Here is an 8,328-nt window from a genome sequence, read left to right as displayed (position 1 = left end):
CTACCAGGCCGGCCAGCTGCGCCAACGCCTGCGGGTGACGGCCCTGCGCGCACTCTGGGGGCTGCGCGGCCCTTCCACCAGCCAGGTCTTGGCGCAGCGCTGTGAAGAGCGCCTCGCGCCAGGCCTGGCTGGTGGAAGGGCCGCGCAGCCCCCAGAGTGCGCGCAGGGCCGTCACCCGCAGGCGTTGGCGCAGCTGGCCGGCCTGGTAGGCGCCGAGGCGGCCGCTGTGCTGCAGCGGAGCGAGCCAGGCCTCGTCCAAGTGCGTGAGGCCCTGGGCCAGGTCGGGCTGCCGGGCGGCGAGCAGGGCCTGCAGACCCTGCGGCGGGCTGATGCGGCTCAGGCGCTCCAGCACCTGGCCAGCGTCAGGCAAGGCCTGCAGCCGACGCCAGAGCAAGGCCCCCTGCCGTCGCGCCAGGCTCTCCAGCCACAGCGACAGCCGCAAGCTGCCGGGCCCCGAGGCCATGGACCAGGGCAGGCTGCCGTGCTGCAGGAAGTGCAGGAACTGCGTCAGCTCCAGGGCCGAGGTCTTGAGGGGCGGTCCGGATTGCGGCAGGGCCCGGGCCAAGGCCAAGGCCAGCGCCTGCTCGAGCCGGGTCCGCCAGCGCTCCGGTGCATCGTCCAGGTTCAGTCGCCCCAGGTGCAGCTCCAGGCGCTCCAGCCGCAGCACTTGCTGGGGCGGTGTCAGACGGTCCAGCAGGGGGCCGAGCAGGGGCAGGAGCAGCTCATGCAGGCAGCGGCCCTGCTGATCTGCGCTCACGCACGCGCCGTTCCGGCTGCTCAGGCTGAGGCTCAGCGTTTCGATGCGATGAGCCTGGAGGGCGGGCAGCAGTTTCATGCCGGCTCCTTGGCGTGCTCTTGCCGCAGCCAGGCGCTCAATGCGGCGGCGCGCTCGTCGACCCGCCGCTGCGCGCCCGCGACGGCCTCGTCATCCAGCAAGGCCTGGCAATAGGCCCGCTTGGAGAGCAACCAGGCCAGCCACAGGCTTTCGAAGCGCTGCATTCCGGTGGCGTCCACCCAGAGCAGGCGGCAGCGCAGCTGCGCCGGGGCGGCTTCCTGGACACGCAGCCTGGCCAGGGCCCGCAGGCGGGGATCGGCGCAGCGTGCGGTCCAGCCGGGCAGGACGATGCTCAGCCGGTGCATGAAGAAGTCGTCCAGCGTCCGGGGCGAATCCGCCCCGTCGGTGGGGCGCAGCAGCAGATGCTCGACCAGGTGCAGGCCCTCGCTGTGCTGCTGCAGGCGGCACAGGCTCTGGTGCAGCGCCACGGCCCGGGTCCAGGCACTGGCCTCGTCTGCAAACTCGCCCAGCGACCACAGCCGCCCTTCAGCGTCGGGCCCCAGCCTCAGGCGGCACAGGCCCTTTTGTCGCTGGCAGCGAAAGGCCTCGGGCCGTACGGCAGCCCGCCAGAGGGCCGCATCATCGGCCGCCTCTCCCAGCCAAGCCTGCAGATCGGGCAGGGACGCAGGTTCGGCGGCATGGTCCGGGCTGGGAATGTCACGCGACAGGGGCTGCCAGTGGCCTGGCGGGTCGGGCTCCTGATGGCCGGCGGCATGGGGCGGCTCCAGCGGCAAGCGGCCGCTGACCTGAAGCCACTGGCTCAGGCGCGGGCCGGCCAGCAGTTGCAGCTGCAAGGCCAGCCGCCGCTGCAAAGGGGCGGCCTGGGTCAGCGAGCGTTCAGGCCCGGGGCGGCTGTAGTCAAAGCCGGCCTGCCGGTTCCCCGTGAACTCGGCGATCTGCTGGGCGTAGCGGCGCTTGCAGTCAAGCTGCTGCAAGGCCCAGGCCCGGGGAGCCAGGTAGCGTGGCACATCCTGCAGCGGCCCGAAGTCCAGGGCCTCGCCGTGCAGGGCCAGCAATTGGTCCAGTGCGCGGCCGCGTCGCTCGGCAGCGTCATCCTGGGCGTCCAGCAGGCCGGGTGAATCGGCGGCGGTCTCGGCCAGCCAGCTCAAGCCAGGCAGCTGTGTCGCGTCCAGCGGTTCCTGCCAGTAGCTGCGGGCCGAGGCGTTATGCAGGTCGTACAGCTTGGCGAGATGCCGCCGCTGGGCCCGCAGCTGGGCCAGTGGCTGTTCGAGCAGGGCCAGGTAGCCGGCCCACTGCTTGGTCTGGCCGGGTGGCGGGCGCCGCACCTGGTCATGGGTCCAGCGCAAGGCCTGGGGCTCGCGATACAGATCGGGGAGATGCTGGCAGGCCGGCACATAGCGTCCCGGCCTGCCTTCGTCAGCGAGCCGCGGGGCGGGCGGAATTTCGGTCCGGCCAGTCGCCGGCGCCGAGCGGCGCGCCAGGTCGCCGCTGCGGGCGCCGGAGCGTTCGCGGCGCAGGTCCTGCAGCAGCAGGAGCAGCTCGGCATGGGCCAGGGGCAGTCGTGCCCCGCTGCGTTCCACGACCCAGTCGGCGAGGTCCTGCCGCTGCTCCGGCCAGTGCAGACGCAGACCCCAGTCCTCGCCGCGCCAGGGCAGGCTGTCGCTCGGCGCTGTGGTCGGCTCGGTTTCGTGCGCGTTTGCGGTGCCGAGCTCATGCAGGCGCAGCAACTCGATGCTGCGCAGGCCCGGCAGGCATCGCAGGCTGCGCATCAGATCGCTGAGGTGCAGCTGATCGGCCCGAACGCGGAGCAACTCATCCGCTTCCAGGGACAGCGGCAGGGCAGCGATGTAGCGCTCGCTGGCCAGCATCAAGGGCGGCAGGACCTCGCTGAGCTCGGCGTCTTCCTGCAGCACCAGGTGCAGCTGCAGGCGCACCCAGCGGGGACGCAGCAAGCGCGGCAGGCTCCACAGGTCCTCGCCCAGATTGCGCTGCTGCCAGTAACGTTGGGCCAGATTCGCGGCCAGCCGCCGCCGCGCAGAGTCCCCGGCCTGGTCCGGGCCCAGCTGGCGCCAGGCCCACAAGCCCAGGGGCCGGCCCCGCGCGTCCAGCAGGGCGGCCAGATCGGCGTGTCGTGGGGCGGGGCGCTGTTCGTGCAGCCAGGCCAGCTGGTCCAGCTCGCTGCAAGGCCGGCCGGTCCGGACCTGTTCGGGGGGCAGCAGGGCGTAATGGTGGGCCGACTGCGCGCTGGCAAGCCCAGGGTCGTCCGGGTCCAGGCCAAGCAGGGCTGGCACACTGTCGCGCGCGGCATAGACCTCCTCCGTCAGGGCGTAGACCAGTGATTCCAGCAGGCTGACGCCCGGATCGTGCAGGTTGTAGTCGGTCCAGAGCTCGCCGCTGGCCTGTTGTACCCAGTCCAGCGCCTGCTGCCGCAGGCTGGCAAAGCCCAGCGCTTCGTCCTGGGCCTCGGGAGGCAGGCGCGGGATGCGCTGCAGGCTCGGACCCGTCACGGCGTTGCCTCCTGTCGGGGTTGGCTGTCGGCCATCGTCGGGTCGGTCCAGAGCTGGGTGAGCTGAACCTGGATGCGCTGGCCAGGCCCGAAGTCGCAGCCGCTGCGGATCTGCAGCCGGTACTCGGCCTCGCGGCCGTGGCTGCCGCACCAACGCAGTTCCAGGCGGTCGCAGCGCCGGCCCCACCAGGACCGGGTCTGGCGTATGCCGCGCCGTTGCTTGAACCAGGCCAGCAGACCGCCGCCGGGGTTGTAGGTGTTGAGCGCCACGGCATGCAGCAGGCTGAAGTGACCACTGCCCTGGCGACCAGCGCCGGCCATCACCTCGAAGCCCTGGCAGCCGTGCAGGTCCGGCGTGATGTCCTGCCATTCGCCATTGGCCAGCACGTCGGGGCGCTCTTCGTCCTTCCAGCGGCCGCGCCGGGCTTCGCAGGCCACGGTTCCACCCACATCCAGCAGATCGCGGGGTTTGGGCTTGCCGATGCCCACGCGCTGCTGCGCATCCAGGCTCAGCAACGCGGGTGTGCTCTCGCCGCTGCCGATCTGCAACTGGTCCTCGGTGCGGCCGAGCTGCACGCGCCAGAGCACATCGCCGGGTTTCTGATCGCGGTAGAAACTGATCAGGGCATCGTGTCCCATGGCCGCGTAGATCTCGTCCCCATGCTCGACGCTCTTGCAGAAGCCTTCGTCGTGCATGTTCAGCATGGAGTCGATCAGATCGACGAAATGGCCTTCGGTGGGCATTTCGCCCGCCTTGAAGTAGTTGCGCAGGGTTTCCCGGTTGCGGCTGCTCATGGGCGTGCTCCCGGCGCTGGCGTGCCGCCCTGGCCGATGATGAAGCTGCCACCCAGCCTGAGCAGACCCAGTCCCGTAGATCGGGCTCGTCCATCCTGGGTAGGCTCCTGCAGCTCCAGCAGATGCCCGCGCATGGGCAGGGCCAGGCTGCAGGCTCGGGCGGGTCTCAGCTCATGCTGTCGGGTATGGAAGCTGTCCGCCAGAAGATAGCGCCCGGCATCGCTGTGGGTGATGTGCAGCAAGGAGAGTCCTTGCACCGCCTCGACCCCGTCCTGCGCCCGCAACAAGGCCTCGACATCGTCCACGCGCACCCGCCAGTCGAAGCGTGCCGTGATGCCCCCGGCTCGCCAGGGTGACAGATAGTCTCGCAGACACTGATTGAGCTCGCGCAGGCGCTCACCGGTCTGCAGCCCTGGGCTCAGGCGCAGACGGCAGCGCACCTGGATGCGCTCATAGGCTGGGTTGCGAACCCGCAGCTGCAGGGCGGGCGGGCAGCGCTGGCGCAGGAAGTCGCGGATGCGTCCCAGGGTGGCGGCATCCAGGCGAGGCGCTTCGGTGCCGTCTACTTCCTGACCGGGGGCCAGTGCTGGAACCACCACCACGGTACACAGGCTCTCCCCCTTGTCCTCGGCGGGCAGGCAGATCAGCTTGAACACCTCCGGGAAGGCCTGCAGCACCAGACGTTCGAAATCCCAGGCGTTGAGCGCGCGGTCCCGGTGGCGCAGCAGCTCGCAGGCCCGCAGGCGCAGGGCGCGCTCGTCTTCGGCATCGCGGGCATCGAAACCGGGCTGCGTCTGCAGCACCTGGACCAGGCCGGGGATGGCCGGTGCCGCGGTCTGCACGCTGAGCGCTGGCAGCGGCAGGGCCTCGGCGCTGTCGGGGCTGCGGCGGGCGCTGATGGCCTGGGCCCAGACACCTTGCAGGGGGGCCAAGCGTGGCAGGCGGCCGCGGCCGGACAGACAGAGCCAGAAGAGGGCACCCGTGTCCTGGGCCCCGGGCGGCATGCGCCCTTCCAAGGCGGGACAGCCGCGACGCAAGCCCGCGGGCAGGTCCAGCATGATGATGCCGGTGCGCAGCAGGCCCTCGGTCTGGTCCAGCAGCACGCGGTAGGGCTCCAGGGACTGCCAGCCTTTGTGGGTCCAAGCCGCCCAGGCGAGCTGGGGCCGTTGATCGTCCAGCGCCTCTTCGGCCTGGCTGGGATCCAGCTGGAAGAGCAGGCTGAGCAGGCTGTCGGCCTCGCGCCCTTGCAGGCCGATGTAGAGCTGGCCATCACCGGGCCATAGGGGCGCGAGCGCTGGACTTGCCTCGCCGGGCGAGGGCTGCAAGGCGCTGCGACCGAAGGGGCCGATTTCGATCAGCTGGGTTTGCTGGGCTTGCATGGCGGCGGCGTCAGCGCGGCCGCCGTCCGCGGAGCGCAGTTCGGCCGCGGCAGCGCCTCGGTCCAGCACGCCCGGCACCGGGATCCGGGTGGCCGCGCTGTAGTGCAGGCTGATGCTGTCCAGCATGGGCGTGTAGGGCGCCTGGGGCAGCTCCCGCGGCCGCAGGCGCCAGCCACGGCGGGCGTTGTGGCTCAGCACCTCGGTGAGCAGGGGCGGGTAGAGCGCATGCCCGAAGGCGGGTGCCGTGAGCTGTAAACGGAAAAAACCCTGGCGGCTGCCGGCCCCGTAGTCCGCCTGGGCGGCGAGCTGGGCGGCACTGAGCACCTGGGGCCGGTGCAGGCGCAGCAGCTGGGCGTCACCCAGGTCCAGCTCACAGTCGCCGACGCCGGCTTCGGCATCTCCTACCCTGTCGCTGATCGGGAAGAGCGGTCGCTGGGGGGCTTCGCGCCAGCGGCCATCGCTGAGCACGGCGCGCCGCACCTGGAAACGCTGCGGCAGCCAGGGACCCTCGGGGTAGGCACGGTAATGATGTGCCAGGCCTTCGGCCGGCAGCCCCGCCCAGTGCATCTGCAGGCGCAGGCTTTGCAGCGGTTTGCTCATCAGTTCGGGGCTGCTGAACATCAGGTAGGACGAGGCGTCGGGCAGGGGACCGAAAGGGGCGAAGGGTTTGCTCGCGTCCAGGCGCCCGAGCTGGTTGTAGAGCCGCAGCTCTTTCAGCCCCCGCACCTCGACGCGAAGCTGCAGGGCCTGCAGGCGCAACTGCTGCAGCAGGCCCAGTCCGAAGATGCGGCTGCGCCGGCTCAGACACAGCTGGAGCACCGGCTGCTCAGGCCAGGCGGGGCCGTGCAGGGCGGGGCTGCAGGCCTGGATCGCCGGGTGCTCCGGACGCAGGCGCAGGCTCAGCTTCAGGCCGCCGCGGGCGCCGCGCTGCACATGAACCTCGTCCAGGGCCAGCCAGCCCTGGCTGCCGCTCAGCCGGGCCTGCCAGAGGCCGCGGAAGACGCGGTCGAACACCAGGTCACGCTCAGGCGGCTGATTGCCGGCCAGCAGGCTCAGCGGATCGTCCACATCCAGCCTGTGTCCGGAGGGCAGGAGCCGGCGGGTGCGGCGACGCAAGGCCGCCAGCATCGCAGGGTCGGGCTCTTCCTGGTCGCTGGCGCAGAGCCAGCAGGCGAAGATCTGGCCCAGCAGCACGGGCAGGCGGCTGCGGTCCCGGCAGCGCAGGGCTTGTTCCATCAGGGGGCTGAGTCCGGGCGCTGGCACGCCCGGCATGCACAGGGCCATGTCCAGATCGATGCGACGCTCCCCCCCGGCCAGGGCAAGCAGGGGCGAGGCCAGGGCCAGACCGATCTCGGCATCGGGGGCGCTGCCGCCACCCAGCACCGGCCAACTCGCGCAGCGAGGCAGGGCGGCCTGTTCGGGGGTGGGCGCTTCCATGAGATTGGCGCGGGCGCGGCTGGGATAACCCAGCTGATGCTCGGGCGAGATCATGGGATCGTGCTCCAGGCACAGGCTGGCCAGGCGGGCCACCTGCATATGTCCCACATCCAGACCCTGCTCGGCCAGCATGCTGCGGCTGCGGCCATCGGCCGTCTGGCCGGCCTGGAAGCGACTGCCTGGCAGGATGCGCACGGGCCGGGCGTAGCGCGGATCCCGGCGCAGCAGCAGGTGCACGCGGTCGCAGCGTGCTGGCAGGGGCCGGAATTGCAGGCGATCGTGGTAGTAGTGCTGGATCAGGCGCTCACCGAACTCGTTGAGCGGGGCGCGCGCCTGATCGATCAGGCGCAGCAGGCCCAACAGCAGGCCCATGGCGGGCTCGTGCATGCCGCCGCCCAAGCTGTCCGGCAGACACTGGCGGGCCAGGGCCGAGGCCTCGTCGTGCAGGCGGCTCAGGCCGGTCCGGAGCTCGCGCAGGCGTCGCGGCAGGAGTTCAACACCGGGCCGCTCCAGCGCGGCCTCCGGCGCCACCCTCCAGGCCGGGTGGCGCAGCCTTTGAGCGCCCTCACCATCCGGGAACAAGGGGTGGAGAGCCTCCAGCAGCGGGGCCAGGTGACTGGTGATGCGGGAACTCAGCAGGCTCTGCAGCGCCGGCTCGCCCTCCAGGCCCATCAGAAAGTCGTCCAGGCGGGCGGCAAGTGCCAGGCAGTGTCGCCACTGCTGTCGGTGGCCGCTGCCCGCGCCGGCATCCGGGGCCGCGTGTCGCGTGCTCAGCGCTGCGGCAGCCGCCAGTTCGGCCAGGAGCAGGCTGGGATCGCGCCGCAAAATGGGCGCCCAGCTGCCACGGATCTGGCCCGCCTCGTTCACGAAGGCCAGACGCTCGGCCAGATCCAGGCTCAGGGCCAGGCGCTGGGCCAGGGTCCACTCGTCGGGACGAAGGCTCTGGCCGTCGGGAGCGCTGGCCTGACGATCCTGCTGAGCGGTGCCACTGCGGCTGAGGTCTTGCATCAGCGCGCCTCCACCGCCTGGCTGGCCTGGTCCAGGTAGAGGGGATAGACGAGGTTGTGCCGGGTGTTGGTGCTGCGGATGCGGTAGTGCAGCCGCAGCTCCAGACGGGCCAGCTCGTCCTCGGCGATGCGGGCATCGATGTGCTCCAGCTCCACCCGCGGCTCATAGAAGAGCAGGGCCTTGGACAGCATGTCCTTGATAGCGGTGAGGGTCTGCTCGTCGGCCGTCTCGAACACCATGCGGTGCAGATGCGTGCCATAGCCCGCCTGCATCACGCGCTCGCCGCAGCGGGTGGCCAGCAGGATTCGCAGGCTCTCGGCGACATCGTCCTCGTTTTCCACCATCAGGACCCGGCCCTGCTCATCGAAACGGGGTGGGAAACTCCAGCCACGGCCCAGGAAACTCAT

General features: G+C 71.1%; 5 protein-coding genes. All 5 read right to left on the bottom strand.

Annotation, left to right across the window (positions count from 1 at the left end):
- Positions 1-835: contractile injection system tape measure protein (locus tag ACK5F2_RS17590; RefSeq protein WP_409867043.1), on the bottom strand; the 835-nt coding region annotated here is incomplete at its 3' end.
- Positions 832-3,303: a hypothetical protein gene (locus ACK5F2_RS17585; protein WP_409867040.1), complete on the bottom strand. Its 2,472-nt coding sequence runs from the start codon at positions 3,301-3,303 to the stop codon at positions 832-834. The genes ACK5F2_RS17590 and ACK5F2_RS17585, both read right to left, overlap by 4 nt.
- Entirely contained in the window at positions 3,300-4,097 is a 798-nt protein-coding gene (locus tag ACK5F2_RS17580; protein WP_409867038.1) for a hypothetical protein, read from the bottom strand. Before ACK5F2_RS17580 ends, ACK5F2_RS17585 begins: the two co-directional genes overlap by 4 nt.
- Complete coding sequence (locus tag ACK5F2_RS17575; protein ID WP_409867036.1) at positions 4,094-7,921, bottom strand: hypothetical protein; 3,828 nt, start codon at positions 7,919-7,921, stop codon at positions 4,094-4,096. Before ACK5F2_RS17575 ends, ACK5F2_RS17580 begins: the two co-directional genes overlap by 4 nt.
- Positions 7,921-8,328: a GPW/gp25 family protein gene (locus ACK5F2_RS17570; RefSeq protein ID WP_409867034.1), complete on the bottom strand. Its 408-nt coding sequence runs from the start codon at positions 8,326-8,328 to the stop codon at positions 7,921-7,923. The genes ACK5F2_RS17575 and ACK5F2_RS17570 overlap by 1 nt, the downstream gene beginning before the upstream one ends.

The organism is Roseateles sp., assembly GCF_046300915.1.
Classification (GTDB): Bacteria; Pseudomonadota; Gammaproteobacteria; order Burkholderiales; family Burkholderiaceae_C; genus Kinneretia.
Note: the sequence above shows the minus strand (reverse complement) of the source record. Positions and strands in the feature narration are given on the sequence as shown.